Source organism: Singulisphaera sp. GP187 (assembly GCF_900129635.1).
Classification (GTDB): Bacteria; Planctomycetota; Planctomycetia; order Isosphaerales; family Isosphaeraceae; genus Singulisphaera.
Map to the genome: position 1 here is coordinate 368,230 of NZ_FSRB01000002.1, position 17,867 is coordinate 386,096.

A 17,867-nucleotide genomic window follows, 5' to 3' on the forward strand; every position below is an offset into this window, starting at 1 on the left:
CAACCCGTGCCGCCCAGGGCCGCATGCCATTCAACGGAAGTTCACGTCCATCTGTGTAGCGGCCATTGCTTGGCTGCGGTCAACCCTCAGAAAATCAAGGAAAACCGTGACCAACGACTTAGGTTCCGGCCACCGAACCAGTAACGAGGTTCCTACAGGGGGCGCAGGACCATGAGTGGATCGGATTCGTCGGGCGAGATGAAACGGCGCGATTTCCTGGGAGCGGCCGCGGCCGCGGCGGCCCTGGGGGGCCTGGAGGCGGCCCCGGCCTCGGGGCAGGAAACGAATGCCGGCGCGGACCCCAAGCTCAATGCGGCCCAACTCTACAAGCGGCATGCACCGAATCGCCGCCAACATGATCGCCCACTCCCCGATCTGAGCCAATACGCCGGGATGCAGGCCCAGAAGGCCGAGGGCACATTGCCCTCGGCCTACCACGAGAAGGAGATGCGTCGGATCAAGGAACTGGGCCTGGAGCCTGCCGATTCGATCCAGGACAAGTCCGACATCAGTTGCTTCCAGCGCGGAAGCTCGCCGCACTGGTCGGGCATCAATACCTTCCTGAAACTGCCGTACGTCGAGGACGTCCGCAAGGTGGGCGAATACGACGTCGCGTTCGTGGGGGTGCCGTTCGACATCGGCTGTACCTTCCGCTCGGGCACCAGGTTCGGGCCGCAGGGGATGCGGCGGATCTCGGCGCTGTACCAGAAATACAGCTATGAGCACGGGATCGACCTGAGCGAGACGCTCGCGATGTGCGACGTCGGCGACATCTTCTGCCCGGCCAACATCACCAAAGGTCACGACCAGATCACCAAGGGCATCGCGCACATCCTGTCGCACGGCACGCTGCCGATGATCATGGGCGGTGACCACTCGATCGGCTATCCCATCGCCCGCGCGGTCGCGCAATGCGTCGAGGGGAAGGTGGGGATCATCCACCTCGACCGTCACGTGGACACACAGGAGAAGGACATGGACGAGATTATGCACACCTGTCCGTGGTTCCACGCGACCAACATCCCGAATTGCCCGCCGTCGAACCTGGTGCAACTGGGGATCGGAGGTTGGCAGGTGCCCCGCGCCGGCGTGAAGGTGGGGCGGGACCGCGGCACGACGATCCTGACCGTCAACGACATCGAGAAGATCGGGATCGACAAGACCATCGAGATCGCCCTGGAAATCGCGTGGAAGGGGGCGAGCGCTGTCTACCTGTCGTTCGATATCGACACGCTCGACGCGGGATTCGTCCCCGGGACGGGCTGGCCCGAGCCGGGCGGATTGCTCCCCCGCGAGGCGCTCAAGCTCGTCAACGGCATCGCGAAGGAGGGGATCGTCGCCATGGAGGTCTGCGAGGTCTCGCCGCCGTACGACATCTCGGACGTCACGTCGCTGATGGGCGTCCGGCTCATGATGGACGTGATCGGCACCTTGGCCAAGAACGGCCGCATCGGCGGCCGGCTGAAGCTCTGACCGGGTGAGACGTGACGACAACGGTTTTCATCCTCGCGACCGATCTTTCGCCAGCGGAGGCGGCCTGGGCGTCCACGAAAGCCCAGGCCGCGAGCCTCCGGGCGTTCGCGGAGCGTACCCTCGGCGTGCCCATCCGGGTCGATCTCGCCTGCCTGCCTGGGCGATCGACGGACGACCCGGGTGAGCACCACCTGGGTCGGGTGATCGACCGGCTGGTTGGCGATGAGGCCTCGCTCCTCTTCGTGCTGCCGGCGGCGTTCGACTTGAACATCTGGCAGCGTACGACGCTGGGCGAGGAGGTGGGCGCCGCACGACGCCGGTACCCCGGGGTCTCGATCCATCACGATACGGTCGATCCCACGCATCCCCTGCTCGTCGACTGTTTCGCCGGTCAGGTCCTCAAGGCCTTGGAGGATCGGCGGGCCTCGCCGGTGCAGGCCGGGCTCCTGCTGGTCGCCGACGGCCAGGGCGACCCCGCCACCCGCGCCGACTCGTACCGACTGATGCGTCTGCTCTGGGAGCAGGCCGGTCTGAGGCTGGGAGCGGTCGGCTACGTGCGTCATGCGCAGCCGTTCCTCAAGGAGGCCCTGGGGCGCTGCATGCGCGAGCCGCTCGACTGGCTCCTCCTGCCCCAGCGGCAGTGGGACGGCGAACTCTGCGACTATGCAAGAGTCATGCTCGAAGACCATCAACGGGAGTACCCCGAGGCGACGGGCTGGCGTCTGCTCGAACCGCCGGGGGATCACCCGGCGATCCTCGCCTGGCTCGAACAGCGCGTGCTCCGCCTCTGGCAGGAGAAACGGAGCCGCCAGGCGGTCCGGGTCCCTTCCGCCAGGCACCAACCCGAACCGTCCCCGGGGTCGTTGTGGTCCGGCGAAGGCTGGACGCCGACGGGCGAGGCCGTCATCGTGCCGCGGACGGGATGCGTCGCGCGGGCCCGGGACTCCGCCGCGCTCTCCGAAATCCTCGCGCGGGTGCTCCCCCGCGCCGAGCATTATCTGGTGAAAGTCACCTGGCACGGCTACGCACAAGGGACCTATACGGGGCCGGCCGCGCTGGACCTCCTGCTCGGCGCCCTGCCCGGCCGGGCCGTGCTGCTGGAGGGGCATACCAGCAGCCGGAATCTGGGCGGCGTGGAAATCGACTGGGAGGCCGGCACTGAGCGGCACCGCACCTGGGTCCGGCAGCAAGATGTTGAATTCCTGCGACGGACCGGGCTGGCGGAGGTGATCGCCCGACATGGGGCCCAATACCTGAACGTGACCGAGGCGTGGTGGGACGGCGCTTGCACGCCGGCGGAGGAGGTCCGTGCGGCCCTTGGAGACGTCACGCTCCGGCATCCCGAGCTTGCGGATTTCGTACCGTCCGCCCTGATGGAGCTTCGCGGCACGCCGCTGATCAGCCTCGCCCGATTCAAGGGGCCAACCCGTCTCGGACTCGCGAATCTCTTCGGCCTGATCCCCCGCCCCTTACGGACCGAGTGGCACGGGCCCGACATCACCCACTTCGCGTCGGTCTGCTGCGACCTGGCTCGGATCTACGGCGGACTCTTCCCCTTGTTCGGGCTCGTGGAGGGCTTCGACTCGGCCGTGCGCTGGGACCGCAAGGGGCTGTACCGCAGCCGTTGGGGGAATTACGACCTCGTCCTCACCGACGGGCTCTTCACGCTGAGCGAAGGGCTGATCGGGGCCGACATCCTGGCGAGCCGTCTGCAAGGCCAGGACGTCTCGCGCAGCGGGTTCTATGACGTGGTCAGGGATCGGCTAGGCTGGACGCGGGGGGAAGCGGAAATGGCCCTTCCTGGCGATCTCCAGGCGAGTCTGATCTGAAGAAACCGTGCCAAATCCCAACCCGCTTAACACCTTTTTTGGATTGCGGACACCTGCGTCTCGCGCCATCAAAGGCCATTTCTCCCTTGGCTCACTTCGCCGAGCCTGCGACGATCCGACCGATCGGAACCGCCTCGCGGACCCTCTTGACCTGATCCCCAAAGCGGGGGCGAAGGCGGGTTGGCTGCGTTGCATCGCATCCGTTCCCATTCCGCGCACACCACAAAGTGACAATCGTGAACCCGATTGGGTTCCGCATGCGGTCGCCTCATGATCGGCGTTGCCCACCCGCCCCTGGGAACATACGTTCCGCACATCTCGCCTGCAATTTCTCGGAATTTTCACCTCCTGCTATTTCTGGCATACGCTGATGTATTGGCTCCCGCGACCCGCTCCTTCCATGATCTCCGCCACTGACTTGCTCACATCACGCCTCCTCGTCCCGCCAACCCATCGTGATCGTTCCCCATCGATTCTTCGCTTGTTTCCCATGCAAGGCAATGTCCCAACCGTTCCCTGCCTCCTTTCGGAGTCAAACTTGAGGATTCGCTTTTGACGTAAGTCTTGCGGGCCTAGACTTACGTCAAGGCGTAATTATTTCTGCAAGTCAACAAAATTTTCCACCTTGACCCGCTCGACTCTCGGACAATCATGCCGACGGGAATCACAACCCGACGCCTGTCGCCAATCGCGGGCATGTCGAGGACGATTTGATCCCTCTCGAGGCCATGGTCCATGCCAGAACAAAAACGACCGCGCCAGTCGAATCCCGCTCCCGATCTCAGTCCCGGCGAGGCGGCCCACACCGGCGGTCAGTCCCTCAAGTCCTTCCGGCTCGGCGCCCTTCCCATCCTCGATCGGATCATCCGCCGACTTCGACTGGATGACTTCCTCCGCCAATACCTTCCCCCCGAGGATGCCCGCCAAAAGATCGCCACCTCCACCGGCCTCCTTCTCTTGCTCAAGAACCTTCTCGTCTCCCGTGAACCCATGTATGGCGTCGGCCAATGGGCGAGTCGCCACCCCGCCGAGTGGTTCGCTCTGACCCCGGCCCAACTGCCCCACTGGAACGACGACCGCGTCGGACGTTGTCTCGACCGACTCTTCGACGCCAATGTCCCCTCGTTCACCCTGGCCGTCGCCACCCATGCCGTGGCGGAGTTCAACGTCGCATTGGACGAACTCCATAACGACTCGACCACAATCACCTTCCACGGCGACTATCGCGAGGCGGCCCAAGAGGACCTGATGCGGGGCCAGAAGACCCAGGCCATTACCTGGGGGCACAACAAGGATCATCGCCCTGACCTCAAACAACTGCTCTACGTCCTGACCGTCACTCGCGATGGCGGCGTACCGGTTCACTTCCGCGTCGAAAGCGGGAATACCACCGACGACCGCACTCATCGTGCCACCTGGGACCTGCTGTGCCAGTTGACCGGGCGACGGGACTTTCTCTATGTGGCCGACTGCAAGCTCGCCACCGCCGAGAACATGGCTTACCTGCACCAGCACGGCGGCCGATTCCTGAGCATCCTGCCTCGTACCCGCTCCGAAGATGGCGAATTCCGCGCGTTGTTGTACCAGGACCAGGTGACCTGGAAGCCGATCCATGAGAAGCGGGATGAGAAGGGAGTTCTCCTGGAACGCTACAGCGTGGCCGACCAGGCGACCCTCAGTGCCGAGGGCTACCGTCTGATCTGGTGTCACAGCACACGGAAAGCGGAAGTCGACGCATCATCACGTCATCAGCAAGTGGAGCGTGCGTTGCTGGCGTTGTCGGAACTGCGGTTAAAACTCAGCTCGCCGCGTAGCCGCTATCGCCAACTCGGAAAGGTCAAGGAGGCGGTCGCGGCCATCCTGGAGCCGCGGGACTTGGCCCGGTGGATCACAGTCGAAGTCGTGGAAAAACGGGAGGAAACTTACCGTCAGGAGGGGCGTGGCCGTCCCAACGACAAGACGCGCTACGTGAAAGAGGAGACCGTTCGCATCGCATTGACTTACCGCATCGACCATGTTGCTCTCGCGGCGGAAATGTGCGTCGACGGTGTCTTTCCCCTAATCACCAACGAGTTATTGCTTACTGAGGAAGAATTGCTATTAGCATACAAGCGTCAGCCGGTAATCGAGAAGCGGTTTTCGCAACTCAAGACAGACTTCGAAGTGGCTCCCGTGTACCTGCAGAACGTGGGGCGGATCCAGTCGCTGCTTTGCGTCTATTTCTTGGCCCTGTTGACCGAGGCGCTGCTGGAGCGGGAACTGCGTGCGGCGATGAAACGCGATGGTGTGAAGAGTGTGCCTCTGTACCCGGAAGGTCGAGCGTGCCATCGCCCGACGGCACGTCGGGTGATTGATTTGTTCGAGGAGGTGCAGCGTCATCAGCTGATCGTGGAGGGGCAAGCGCCAGTGGAATTCACGACCGAGCTCTCCAAGTTGCAACGCCAGATTCTGAACCTGCTTGGCATGGCGACGGCCTACGATCGCTGAAATTGCAGGCCGCCGGAAATTCGGAGATAATGAACCAGAGATGTGCGGAACGTAGGCTGGGAACGCTCGCCAGTGGGGGCATTGTTGATGGGATTGCGAATGCCTTAGTTCTTAGGAATTCGTTGATTTAACAAATTGAAATTGAATAGACTTGTAAAGACTCATGTTTCATTCAGGCTCGACTCGGTCGGGAGTTGCAAGCGATTCCGTCGGCTTGGTCGGTGGCCCTGATCCAGGTGGGCGGCGCACGAAGGGCGGCCGTAAATGAAGGATTTAAAAGGAGTTGCAGTTTTCGCTGAGGTGGGAATCTCGATCGGGATGAGGAGCTATGTGGGGACACCAATGTTCACGCAACGGAGATCAGTGGTTAACAGAGTTTCGCGGATTCTTATGGGAAATTTCTTGACAGTCGAAGCGATGAGCCGCTAAATAGAAAGTCTCCCATTTCCGTTCCTTTTGCGTTGATCTCAACACGGTGTCAGTCCGGATCAGTGCGAATTCATTAGGGTATTACGCTCTGTCGCGGCTCTGTCTGTGCTCTTCGGCATATCGGCCTCGTCCTGGTTTGTCGATCTGGGCGAGACGGGGTCAGCGTCTCGGACATCGATCGTAGAGCTTCTCCCCATCTGGAGAGAAGCAGATCCCCCCATCCGCAGAGAGGTTTCCTGACAATCGGCAGCGTGCCAATCCTTTCGACACTTGATGTGTCAATGGCGTCGTTGTCGGTCCGGATCGTCGTTGACGATAGGCGTGGAGCTGTAATCATGATGTGCTTTCGTCGCTTGAAGAAGTCAGGCTTTACCCTGATCGAGCTCCTGGTGGTCATCGCGATCATCGCGGTCCTGATCGCGCTTTTGCTCCCGGCCGTCCAGGCGGCTCGCGAGGCGGCCCGAAGGGCTCAGTGCGTCAATAACCTCAAGCAAATCGGGTTGGCGACTCACAATTATCTCAGCTCGAACGAGTTGTTCCCGCCCGGGGCGATCAAGGGCGGCTGGAATCTCAACAGCAACGGCATGAACTGGCGTCCCTTGATCCTGGCTCACATGGAGGCAACCAACCAGTACAATATGATTAATTTTAGTCTCTATGCCAATCAGAACGGCCCGAGCTTGGCGACGATCTGGTATACGACGATCGCCAGCTTCCTCTGCCCGTCCGACGGTCTCGGGCAGAGCCCCGTCGGCTTCGTTCCGTACATGGGGCCGAACGGCTCGACCTCGGTGACGGTGGCCCCGTTCCGACCCGGTACGACGTCAGGGCAGCTCGTCCCCGTGTCGAACTACCTGATGAGCTTCGGCGACAACTACGCCATCCTCCCGCTCTCCGGCGCCAACCCTTGGGAAACCACCGCCGGAACCGTTCCCCGGATCGGCCTGGACGGCTTCTGGGGCACGAATAATAACGGGGGGACGATGCGCGGGTTCTCGGACTATTCGACCGGTGGGATCGCCACAATCGCGTCGGTCACCGACGGCACGAGCAACACGATCTTCGTCGGTGAAGGACTGCCCGACGAGGATGCCAACAACGACTTCTGGAGCTTCACCGGGGCCGCGGCCGGCACCACGGTCCCGATCAACTGGAAGACCAATCAGCGCGATTCCGCGTGCGTGGACAAGTGGGGCTCGACCAACTGGAACTGCCGGTTCAGCTACGCCGCTCGAGGATTCAAGAGCCGACATTCCGGGGGCGCGAACTTCCTCTTTGCCGATGGCTCGGTCCACTTCATCAAGAACTCCATCAATCGGATCACGTATGCGGCGCTTGGCAGTCGCAACGGCGGCGAGGTCATCAGCTCCGACTCCTACTGATCGGCTCTGTCGCTTGCCATCCCTCGACCCCTCGGAGGATTCTCTGCTATGTCGATTCGCCGAGTCTTGCCGATCTGCCCTGTCCTGTCCGCGGCGCTTGCGGCCGTGATCGTCATGGTCCCCGGTTGCGGCGATGACGGCGGTCTCGCGGCCCGCTACCCGGTCACTGGCAAGGTGACCTACAAAGGAGAACCGATCAAAAAGGCGGTGATCAACTTCGTCCCCAACGATCCCAACGGCCACCCGGCCGGAGGGACGGTCGAGGATGGGCATTTTGAGTTGACCACCTTGAACCCCAACGATGGAGCGCTCCCCGGAAAATACAAGGTGACCATTGATGATCGGCAGCTTGATGCCGATGCGATGCGCTCCGAGGCCGATGCCGTGGCCAAGAAGAAAGGCGTCACCTACACGGCAATCCCCCAAGAACTGCAGGCGAATGCCCTCAAGAGTTTGAAAAGCACCCTCCCCGGCAAGTATCAAATCTCGTCCACGTCCGACCTCGAGGTCGAAGTTAAGGCCCAGTCCAACACGATCGGCCTGGAGTTGAAGGACTGAGGGCGGTACCCTTCGCGTTTCGGTCGACTCGACGATCAAGAGCAACGGGCCCGGCCCATCCATCCTCCGATGGATGGGCCGGGCCCGTTTTCTGGAACCGCGGTAGGGAGCATTCGGAAGCAAACCCTTCTTTCGTGTCACCTCGGAGGTGACGAAAGGCCTTCACTTTTTCCGATGAGGAGGAAGGTCGGTTCTCAACGTTCTCCATCGACGTCACCGCGGTTCGGTTTACACGTGCCACGACAGTTGTCGTTGCCCGGTTCTCAAGCATACGCAGCGGTCAAATGCCCGAAATCCTGGGAAGAAACCAGTCAATTCGGGTTTTTTGGGTCGAGTCGCAGGGTAGGTCCGAGAATTGCATGTGTGAGTCGGTGGAAATGACTTGACGGCAAGCTGGCTTCATTTGTTGATCGATCTCCGTCCCCCGTGGTCCTTGAATGGATGAAGTCGAGTTCCCCAGCGAAGTTCCGCGGAAAACGATGGATCCCAGGGGGATTTTGAACTGAGTGGGGTTTCACAACGATCCCAGGGGCCCTTGCGACTGACTCGACCGGCTCGGGTGATTGGCTCGGCCTCGGGTTGCATGGGTGATAGCGGGCTTGATCGGAGGCCGTGATCCGGGCGGCCGCACTCCGTGGCGCGGGCTTGGATGGATGTCACGGACGCGATCCGCAACGATCAAGGAATGCGATCAATTCTCTTGATGTGTTCGGGTGCTTGGAAAAATCATGGTTCGTCTCAACCGAAATCAGAAGCCGACAAGATTTCGTGGTTTCTTATCGGAAACTTCTTGACACTCGAAGTCTTGGGTCGCTAAATAAAGAGTCTCTCATCCTGTCTCTCTGTCGCTTTCGTTCTCGTCCATGCCGCATCAGTAAGAAGTACGAATTTATTAGGTCTTTGCTCAGTCACGGCAGTGTCGGTGTTCTTCGACGCTTTCTGTCTCGTCTGGGTTTGTCGATGTCGGCTTCATGGGGCAAGCGGCCCCGGGCTTCGGCAAACGATCCCCTTGCGCAGAGATGTTTCTTCGTTTGCGGCGGCACACCTGCTCGCGAAATCGATATAGGTGCATCAACTGACGTTATCGCATCTCTGCCCGCAATTCCTGTCAAGCACGGAGTTCTGTTCATGAACGCTCATCGTTGCTCGCGGAAGCAAGGTTTCACCCTGATCGAGCTGCTGGTGGTCATCGCGATCATCGCGGTCTTGATCGCACTTTTACTTCCGGCCGTCCAAGCCGCTCGTGAGGCCGCTCGGCGGACTCAATGCGTCAATAACCTCAAGCAAATCGGGTTGGCGACTCACAACTACATCAGCACGAATAGCGTGTTTCCTCCCGGGGCGATTAAAGACGGGTTTCAGACGTTAGGGCTCGGCAGCAACGGAATGAGCTGGCGTCCGCTGATGCTGTCCTATATGGAGGCGGGGAACCAGTACAATGCGATCAATTTTGGTCTGTCGAACACGCTGAGTGGTCCGAGCTTGGCGACGGTCTGGTACACGTCGATCGCCAGCTTCCTCTGCCCGTCCGACGGACAGGGGCAGGCTCCCGTCGGTTTCGTCCCGTACAAAGGGCCGAACGGCTCGACCTCGATCACGGTGGCTCCCTTCCGCCCGGGCTCCACGACGGAACAACTCGTCCCCGTGACGAACTACCTGATGAGCTTCGGCGACAACTACGCCGTCCTCCCGCTCTCCGGCGCCAATCCTTGGGAAACCGCCGCCGGAACCGTTCCCCAGATCGGTCTGGACGGCTTCTGGGGCACGAATAATAACGGGGGGACGATGCGCGGGTTCTCGGACTATACGACCGGTGGGGTCGCCTCGATCGCATCGGTCACCGATGGCACGAGCAACACGATCTTCGTCGGTGAAGGACTACCCGATGAAGACGCCAACAATGACTTCTTTAGTTTCACCGGGGCCGCGGCCGGCACCACGATCCCGATCAACTGGAAGACCAATCAGCGCGATTCCGCGTGCGTGGACAAGTGGGGCTCGACCAACTGGAACTGTCGGTTCAGCTACGCGGCCCGAGGATTCAAGAGCCGGCACCCCGGCGGGGCGAACTTTGTCTTCGCCGACGGCTCGGTCCACTTCATCAAGAATTCCATCAGTCGCGTCACCTACGCGGCGATTGGCAGCCGCAATGGCGGCGAGGTCGTGAGCTCCGACTCCTACTGAGTCGCGCTGGCTCTGGCGGCCGCCACCTCCATGGCGAGCGGGGGCGACTCCGATCGGAGTGGATCGGAGCGGAGGGATCAGGCAGGCCTCTGCTCCGAGCCCGGCTCGACCATTGCTGGAGCGACCTTGGTCGCTGGTCGATCTTCCGAAATCAGGTCCGAGCGAGACGCTCGACGCCGCGGGGAGTCTTCTTCTTATGTTCGTTTCTCGAATACTGTCGGCCCGTACCCGTTGGTCGGTCGCGTTTGCGGCTCTGGTCGTCATCAGCCCCGGTTGCGGCGATGACAGCGGGCTCTCCGCCCGATACCCCGTCACCGGCAAGGTGACCTACAAAGGAGTGCCGGTCAAAAAGGCGGCCATCAACTTCCAGCCCAACGATCCGGACGGGCGCCCGGCCGGGGGAAAGGTCGAAAACGGTGAATTTGTCTTGACGACGTTGAGCCCCAGCGACGGGGCGATTCCCGGGAAATACAAGGTGACCGTCGATGATCGCGAGCTCGATGCCGATGCGATCCAGTCGCAAGCGGATGCCGAGGGGAAGAAGAAGGGGGTTTCCTATGCGGTCATCCCCCAGCATCTCCAAGCCAATGCCCTCAAGAAGATGAAAAGCGTTCTCCCGGGAAAGTATCAGATCGCGTCGACAAGCGACATCGAGGTCGAGGTGAAGGCCGAGACCAACACGCTCACCTTCGACCTCAAGGACTGAGCGGGGTTAGGTCTCTCCTGCCCTCCCCTGGATCGGAAATCGAGTGGGGGGCGAAGCCAACCGGGAGCGCGGGCTCCCGGTTGGCTTCGCCCCTTTTTTCTGGTTTTCCGCTTCAGGCCATGATCGAAACCATCTCGAGCACCGGCTCGCCGTAGGCCGGTTCGCCATCGATCCGGAGGGTTGGAAATCGGGCGCGGGCCGTTGCCCGGTCGGTTCGCTTCGTGAGCAACTTCCAGGCGATCGCCTGGTCGATCGTGACGACCGAATCGGGATTCTGGTTCTCATCGACCGCTGCGATCAAACACCAGGCGTTCTCCTCTCGTCGGAGGAACCAATCGCCCCCTGAGTCACCGACGACCCGGATCGAGACGAACGTTCCTGCCGGGGCCTTGACGTCACGGTAGGTATGCGGCAGTGCTCGCATGAATGTATCGAGAACCGGGTAATAGAACCGCCGCTCATCAATCGGGGTGGGACGATCGACGGCATCGGCAATCTGCCGCTGGTGATGCCAGCGTTCGGTGAATTCGCGCGCGAGGTCGAACCCCATGAGCGATTCCGACTCGCCCGCCCAGGCCACCGAAAAGCAGGCTCGCGCCAACGGGTCGGTTGACTCGAAGAGATCCGCAAGCTCGGCCGTGGCCTTCTCCAACAGCCCAATCAAGACCGTCGGGCTCAGTCGGGCCGTGGCCGCGGTCCATTCGGCGTTCAGCCGATTCAGGTAAGCGACGAGCTCCGTGTAGGAGTCGAAGCCCTCGGGCGCGTGCGGTGGGATGTAGCCGTCACGCTGGATCGAGAGCCTGCGCAGCGCCGAGTCGAGCAGGTGCGAACTGATGTCTTTCACGGACCAGGCCGAGCAGACGGTGGGCCGGTTCCAATCCTCAGGTGCGAGCGAACGCAGCAGGTCGAGGAGATGCCCATCCAGTTCGCGGAACAGGTGTGAGACGAGGATCGGCGCGGGCGATTTCATCGGGTTGCTCCCTCGTTTTTCGGGTTCCACGACCCTGACAGACCTCACGGTGTTCGGGTTCGGGCGGGTGGTTTGACGTGGGAGGCGTGTGAAGGTTTATTGTGGATTTATGGGACATCGGCCTGTCCTTCCGCGGCCTTGACGAGGGCGTCGATCGCGGCATTCAGCTTCAGGGGGTCGGGGATGCCGAGGTATTTGTGGCGGATGATACCGTGGTGATCAAGGACGTAGAGCGTTGGCCAGTGGTGGACGTTGTACCGGCGTGCGATCGGCCCTGGCGTGTTGGCGTTCCCGCCGCCGTCCCACCATGACCGCCAGGTGAGGCCCTCCTGCTTGATCAATTCCTTGAGCTTGCCCCGGTCGTCGTCGCTGTTGACGCCGAGCAAGGTGAACGGCCTGCCCTGCATTCGCGCTCTGATTGCGTTCTCGTCTTTGTACATGACGCTGCATGATCGGCACCAGTCGGCCCAGAAGGAAATGACGGTCACCTTGCCCCGGAAGTCGCTCAGTCGGATCCGCGTGCCGTCGGCGTCCTCCCCTTCGATCTCGGGCGCCGGCTTGCCGACGCAGAGGTTGCGGATCTCGTTCAGCTCGGCACCGGCGGCTTGCCCGAGGTTCTCGTTGCGGGCGTGGGGAACTTCGCCGAACTCCCTGGCCGTGCGCTCGAAAACGACCTCGGCCTCTTTCATCAGGTTGTCGGGGTTGTTCGCGAGAAACCGGGCGATGTTTTCCTTCGTGGAACCGTTCTCGAGGAAGAGACGCTCCCACTCCTTGGCTTTCTCGGGATCAGCCATTCCTTGGAGCCTCTCGGCCTGGTTCTTGAGATACTGCCCGAGCGCCAGGCAAGCGAGGCCTCTGACGGCATGGTCGTCGTTTTTCTCGAGGACTGCGCGGAGGAGTTTCTCGGCCGCAGGTGATACCGAATGGCTTACGCTCAGGGCCGCATGACCTACCTTGATCGTCTTGACGTGTTCCGGTTCCGCGAGCCGGTCGACGGCACGCCAGAAAGCAGGACCATCGAAGCCGTTCGTCACGATCCAGATCCAGGCGTCAACGGCCACACGATCCTCAGGGACCGCCTCGGCGAGCTCGAGGAAACGGCCGACGTGGAACTGGGGATTGCGCGGCGTTGCCGTTTCGACCTTTTCCAGCAGCGCTCGGTAGCGGCCCCTTGGTGAATTCGCGTCCGGCGCCGTGAGCTCGTCGAGGTCGCTGACCCTGAGCTCCGGAGCAAGCGTCTGCCAGCCGCAGACCACCACGTTCCAGTGGCCAGGAGGCAAGGGAAGCGTCCGGAAATTCTTGCCGTCGCGGTCGACTTGCGCAATCGACCCGCGCTTGGTTTTGCGATCGTGCAGGTTCAGGGCCAGTCCCGAGCCATCGGGCGACCAGGTTGCGGAGACCATGACGCCGGGCTCGAAGGTGACCGGTAGCACGCGCCTGGGTCCGCCTTCGAGATCCAGGACAAGGAGTCGGCACGTCCGGGGCTGGTTCCCGGTTTTGACTTTGGTGAAGTTTATGCTCCGGCCATCGGGGGCGATCTGATAGAAGTTGTAGCCTTCATCCTTCGAACCCTCGGTCCTGACTTCGACCCAGGCGACGCTCCGGCCGTCGGGGGAGATCCGAGGGATCGTGTAGAGGTCATCCTGGGCCGAACCCTCGGCCAGGATCCGGGCTCCGGTCCCGTCCGGGTGGACGAGCCTGAGGGCTCCCCGGTGGGCCGGCTCTCCGCCCTTGGGTCGCATGGCGAGCCAGCTCCCGTCGCGCGAGCAGTCGAGGACGAGGTCGGTCTCCGGGACGGGCAGCCTGGTCCGGCCGGAGCCGTCGACGTTGACGCGCCAGGTCTCGAACTTCTGACCCCCTTGGCCGATCGGGACTCCAATGACGACCCGCTGCCCGTTGTCCGACCAGTGGGGTTGCCCGTTTTGCTCGAAGATCCGCCGAGGGGGCAGCTTGCCCGTCGTGTCGTAGATCCAGATACCGAGCTCCGCCTCGTCATGGTCGCGGCCAAGCTGCGAATAGACGATGAATCGACCGTCGGGCGAGATTGGTCCGGGGGGGAGGTTCTTCGCGATCGCCCGCCACTTCGCGGTCACCGGGTCGAGGGCGACCATGGAGATTTGGTTGTTCTCGTCGGCGACCTGTGCGATGATCTCGCCTCTCCTCGGCTTTCCCTTTTGGGTCGGACCACGGTCATTCCCGGAGGGAGACGCTGCACTCACGGCCCGGTCCGGTCCACCGGCTTCAGGCGGAGCTCCCGTGGTTCGGTAGGCGATGACGCCCATCCCGATGGTCAGGACCGCGACCGAGACTGCCACCGCGGCCCCCACGCCTCGCGTCAACCTGGCAATGAACATCATCTTGAGCATCCCTTCTGTGAGTGCGACGACCGACGCCGAGACCACGCCGGCCGCCGTTTTGCCGGCCGTGATCCGGGTCGCGGCCTGGACCATCGAGTCGGATAGCCTGGCCGGCATCGGCACCTGGGCCATCTCCCGCGCCGGGAACCCGGCGGGCAGTGCGAATCCGGGCCGAACCAGACGTTCTCGCAGCATCTGCCGCCCCCGCGCCAGGCGACTCTTGACCGTCCCGACCGGGCACCCGAGGTGCCGCGCCGCCTCCTCGTAGGTTCGACCTTCCAGGTCGCAGAGGACGACCGGCCGGCGATAATGGCCCGGGAGTCGGTCGATCGCTTCGTGAAGGGCCGCTCCGAGGTCATCTCGCCCCTGGCTTGCCGAGCGGTCCGAGGCTTCCTGGGCCGCCGCCTGCTCCGCGAGTTTCCGCCGGCTTGCAGTGAGCTTGGCACGAATCGCGATCCGACACGCCACCCGGTGGAGCCATGGGGCGAGCGAGTCCTCGACCCAGAGCGCATCGCTCTTATACGCCAGCACGAGGAAGGTGGCCTGGAGGGCATCCTCGGCCTCATGGTTGTCCCGAAGGATTTTCTGGCAGGTATTCAGGACGAACCGGCCATGCCGTTCCACAAGAGCCGCGAAGGCGAGTTCGGCGGCCTCGCCCCGGCGCATCGAAAACCGCTCCAAGAGCTGACCATCGGTCAGGCCCGCGGTCACCCCCTGGTTGAACAGGGTGCCCAGCTCTGCATTCACGGAACGACCCGGTTCAAACCCCACGGAGCTAGCCCCCATCGACGACTTGCGGTTGCCTTCACCCGGTTATAAGGCAGCCGGGACGACGGATTGTTCCAATGATTTTAAGAATTCGCCGGCTGGGCTTGATCTCTTCGCGCATCTTCGGAGTTTTCAGAGCAGGCTCGGCTGAACGGCCTGCCCCCCCCTCCCCGCCTTCTCGCGAGCGGTCTGATTCAGAGTCCTTCTCGCCCGATCGGAAAGGAATTTATTAAATTCGAAATCGGACATGCCATGTTTCGATAAGTGTGAAGTGGTGGCTCCCGACTCGCAACGAGCCGTCTCTCGTGGGTTCAGAAGATTTTTCGCTTGGGCCCGAGAGCGGCGATTGTCGCGGAATGATTGAAGATGCAGTAAAAAATAAAGAAATATGAAAAGGCAATGGGTGATCGCTTTTGCTACGTCTTCCCGTTCCTGGCGAGAAGTCTCGGAAAGTTCGTGGGAATTGTCCGGCCGTTCGATCATAATCAGTCCCCAGTCTCGCCGTCTCCATCGGTGATTCATTCATCCCAATCACGTTCAGGAGGGGATCGATGTCGCATCTGAGTCGTCGCCAGTTCTTGGGTCGTTCCGTGGCCGCCGGCATCGGCGCCAGCTTCGCCATCGGGGGCACCAAGTCGTCCGGCCGGGTCATCGGTGCCAATGATACCATCCGCCTCGGTGTGGCTGGCCTGAACGGCCGGGGTGGGTCGCACGTTGACGCCTTCTCCGGCATCAAAGGGGTCGAGATCACCTATCTGATCGACCCGGATAACACGACCTTCAAGAAGCACCTCGACACGCTCAAGAAGCGGGGGGGAAGCGCACCGAAGACCGTCGCCGACGTCCGACACGCGCTCGACGACAAAGAGCTCGACGCGATTTCGATCGCCACTCCCAACCACTGGCATGCCCTGATGACCATCTGGGGCTGCGAGGCGGGCAAGGACGTCTACGTCGAGAAGCCGGCGAGCCACAACGTCCACGAGGGGCGGATCGCCGTCGACGCCGCGCGCAAGTACGGCCGGATCGTCCAGCACGGCACCCAGAACCGGTCGAACCCCGCCTGGGCGCAAGTCGCCGAGGCGGTTAAGTCGGGCAAATACGGCAAGCTGAACGTGTCGCGCGCCCTCTGCTACAAGTCGCGTAAGAGCATCGGGTTCAAGCCGGATATGGCCGCTCCTGCGAATCTCGACTTCAACCTCTGGACCGGCCCGGCCCCCGAGCATCCGTTCAACCAGAACTTCGTTCACTACAACTGGCACTGGTTCTGGGACTACGGCAACGGCGACATCGGCAATCAGGGGGTCCACGAGATGGACAAGGCCCGCTGGTTGATCCCCGGGGCCACCCTGCCCAAGAGTGTGATCTCGGTCGGCGGCCGGTTCGGTTACAAGGACCAGGGGCAGACGGCCAACACCCAGATCGCCGTCCTCGACTACGGTGATTCCCAGCTCATCTTCGAGGTCCGTGGCCTGCCGACCAACGGGTATCGTGGCGAGATGGTCGGTAACTTCGCCCACCTCGACACGGGAACGCTCACCGTTCAGAAGGAAATCAAGGAGCAGGGCAAGGTCGTTCAGCCGGGGGGCGCGGTGTTCATCCCGAAAGGGAGCACCAGCGACAAGGCCGAACCGTTGCCCAAGCTCGCGAAGTCGTTGGGCCCGGTCATTGACGGCGAGAAGGGACACTTCGCCAACTTCATCGCCGCCGTCCGGAGCCGCAAGGTCGACGACCTCAACGCCGACATCCTCGAAGGACACTACTCGGCCGCCCTCTGCCACCTCGCCAACATCTCGTATCGCCTGGGCAAGCCGACTCCGTTCGACTCCCAGTCCAAGGCCTTCGGCGACAACAAGGAAGCGTCGGAAGCCTTCGGACGCATGGAGGAGCATCTCAAGGACAACAGCGTGACGCTCAGTGAGACGACCTACCAGGTCGGCCCCAAGCTCGTTGTCGACGCCAAGACCGAGTCGTTCGTCGATCGTCCCGACGCCAACAAGCTGCTCACCCGCGAGTACCGCAAGCCGTTCGTCGTCCCCGCGTCGATCGCCTGAGCGATCGGACCGGTTTTGCCACACGAGGAGCCTGGGCTCGTTTGCGAGCCCAGGCTCAGTTTGCGCGCAGCGCCGGCTGGGTTGGGGCTTGGAGAGACGCAGCGTGGAGCTTGACACCTACTTCATGGGATTCTTCCTCATGACGGTCGCCTCTCGGATTTTGTGAAAACATGAGGGTTTGATGGTTTATTTGAGTGGGGCCGTCAGAGGGCGTCGGGGAGCGTGAACTCGAAGTCGTACGTATGCTTTCCCTCGGCGATGTTGATCCCCATCTTTCCGGCAAGTCCCACGAGCTGTCCGGAGCCGGAGTCTGGCACGACGGTGATGGCGAGTTGCTGGGCGCTGTTCGACATGGTGCCGCTGTGCTGGAGGACGAAGCTGCCGCTGCGACCCAGGAGTGTCCCTGTCACCCGCTCGATCGCGACGTAACCGGCCGAGCCCTTGACCTCGGTGCCGGCGGAGAGCATCTCCCCCTTGCTGGTCGCTTCGAGATCGCCATGGAACTGCTTATTGATCGACATCCGGCCGAGGGTCGAGCCTTCGGCCTGGTCGGGCGGCGCCAGCGGGTGGAGCTTGACTTCAAACGATCCGGTTGCCTGCGTTGCCATGGCCGTCTCCTCGAGTCGGAATTGTACAATCGATCCGTAGCTGACGAAATCGGTTCGCCTAC

Annotated in this window: 11 protein-coding genes and 1 pseudogene; 8 read left to right on the forward strand and 4 right to left on the reverse strand. The window is 62.1% G+C overall.

Going from position 1 to position 17,867, the window contains the following annotated elements:
* The first annotated feature begins 171 nt into the window (after positions 1–171).
* From BUS42_RS25980 to BUS42_RS26010, 7 genes are all read left to right on the forward strand, one after another.
* On the forward strand, positions 172–1,473 hold the full coding sequence (locus tag BUS42_RS25980) for an agmatinase family protein (protein WP_143206513.1): 1,302 nt from the start codon (positions 172–174) through the stop codon (positions 1,471–1,473).
* 11 nt (positions 1,474–1,484) lie between these two features.
* Complete coding sequence (locus tag BUS42_RS25985; protein ID WP_074311903.1) at positions 1,485–3,302, forward strand: hypothetical protein; 1,818 nt, start codon at positions 1,485–1,487, stop codon at positions 3,300–3,302.
* A 735-nt stretch (positions 3,303–4,037) separates the two neighbouring features.
* Positions 4,038–5,789: an IS1634 family transposase gene (locus BUS42_RS25990; RefSeq protein WP_083670021.1), complete on the forward strand. Its 1,752-nt coding sequence runs from the start codon at positions 4,038–4,040 to the stop codon at positions 5,787–5,789.
* A 764-nt stretch (positions 5,790–6,553) separates the two neighbouring features.
* Positions 6,554–7,600, forward strand: coding sequence for a DUF1559 family PulG-like putative transporter (locus tag BUS42_RS25995; RefSeq protein ID WP_074311905.1), 1,047 nt, complete (start codon positions 6,554–6,556; stop codon positions 7,598–7,600).
* A gap of 48 nt (positions 7,601–7,648) precedes the next feature.
* A complete protein-coding gene (locus tag BUS42_RS26000; protein WP_074311907.1) occupies positions 7,649–8,158 on the forward strand; it encodes a hypothetical protein in 510 nt (169 codons plus the stop codon).
* 1,128 nt (positions 8,159–9,286) lie between these two features.
* Positions 9,287–10,342 (forward strand): DUF1559 domain-containing protein, encoded by a 1,056-nt coding sequence (locus BUS42_RS26005; RefSeq protein ID WP_074311909.1) that lies wholly within the window; start codon positions 9,287–9,289, stop codon positions 10,340–10,342.
* A 196-nt stretch (positions 10,343–10,538) separates the two neighbouring features.
* A complete protein-coding gene (locus tag BUS42_RS26010) occupies positions 10,539–11,048 on the forward strand; it encodes a hypothetical protein (protein WP_074311911.1) in 510 nt (169 codons plus the stop codon).
* 112 nt (positions 11,049–11,160) lie between these two features.
* Here the strand turns inward: BUS42_RS26010 and BUS42_RS26015 are convergent, their stop codons facing one another.
* The 3 genes and pseudogenes from BUS42_RS26015 to BUS42_RS46685 all read right to left on the reverse strand — a co-directional run.
* The gene (locus tag BUS42_RS26015) at positions 11,161–12,018 is read right to left on the reverse strand and encodes a maleylpyruvate isomerase N-terminal domain-containing protein (RefSeq protein ID WP_074311913.1); all 858 of its coding nucleotides are present in this window, start codon (positions 12,016–12,018) and stop codon (positions 11,161–11,163) included.
* A gap of 107 nt (positions 12,019–12,125) precedes the next feature.
* A complete protein-coding gene (locus BUS42_RS46680; RefSeq protein WP_074315327.1) occupies positions 12,126–12,707 on the reverse strand; it encodes a TlpA family protein disulfide reductase in 582 nt (193 codons plus the stop codon).
* Between the two features lie 1,857 nt (positions 12,708–14,564).
* A pseudogene (locus BUS42_RS46685) lies at positions 14,565–15,161 on the reverse strand (RNA polymerase sigma factor); the annotation flags it as partial.
* Between the two features lie 533 nt (positions 15,162–15,694).
* Here BUS42_RS46685 and BUS42_RS26030 point away from each other — a divergent pair.
* Positions 15,695–17,197, forward strand: coding sequence for a Gfo/Idh/MocA family protein (locus BUS42_RS26030; protein WP_074311915.1), 1,503 nt, complete (start codon positions 15,695–15,697; stop codon positions 17,195–17,197).
* Between the two features lie 203 nt (positions 17,198–17,400).
* Here BUS42_RS26030 and BUS42_RS26035 read toward each other — a convergent pair whose 3' ends face one another.
* Positions 17,401–17,805: a DUF3224 domain-containing protein gene (locus BUS42_RS26035; protein ID WP_074311917.1), complete on the reverse strand. Its 405-nt coding sequence runs from the start codon at positions 17,803–17,805 to the stop codon at positions 17,401–17,403.
* Positions 17,806–17,867: the final 62 nt, after the last annotated feature.

Excerpts from the sequence above, each read along its gene's own strand:
- BUS42_RS25980 (WP_143206513.1), top strand. The coding sequence starts at position 172 with ATGAGTGGATCGGATTCGTCGGGCGAGATGAAACGGCGCGATTTCCTG.
- BUS42_RS25990 (WP_083670021.1), top strand. The coding sequence starts at position 4,038 with ATGCCAGAACAAAAACGACCGCGCCAGTCGAATCCCGCTCCCGATCTC.
- BUS42_RS25995 (WP_074311905.1), top strand. The coding sequence starts at position 6,554 with ATGATGTGCTTTCGTCGCTTGAAGAAGTCAGGCTTTACCCTGATCGAG.
- BUS42_RS26000 (WP_074311907.1), top strand. The coding sequence starts at position 7,649 with ATGTCGATTCGCCGAGTCTTGCCGATCTGCCCTGTCCTGTCCGCGGCG.
- BUS42_RS26005 (WP_074311909.1), top strand. The coding sequence starts at position 9,287 with ATGAACGCTCATCGTTGCTCGCGGAAGCAAGGTTTCACCCTGATCGAG.
- BUS42_RS26010 (WP_074311911.1), top strand. The coding sequence starts at position 10,539 with ATGTTCGTTTCTCGAATACTGTCGGCCCGTACCCGTTGGTCGGTCGCG.
- BUS42_RS26015 (WP_074311913.1), bottom strand. The coding sequence starts at position 12,018 with ATGAAATCGCCCGCGCCGATCCTCGTCTCACACCTGTTCCGCGAACTG.
- BUS42_RS46680 (WP_074315327.1), bottom strand. The coding sequence starts at position 12,707 with ATGAAAGAGGCCGAGGTCGTTTTCGAGCGCACGGCCAGGGAGTTCGGC.
- BUS42_RS26030 (WP_074311915.1), top strand. The coding sequence starts at position 15,695 with ATGTCGCATCTGAGTCGTCGCCAGTTCTTGGGTCGTTCCGTGGCCGCC.
- BUS42_RS26035 (WP_074311917.1), bottom strand. The coding sequence starts at position 17,805 with ATGGCAACGCAGGCAACCGGATCGTTTGAAGTCAAGCTCCACCCGCTG.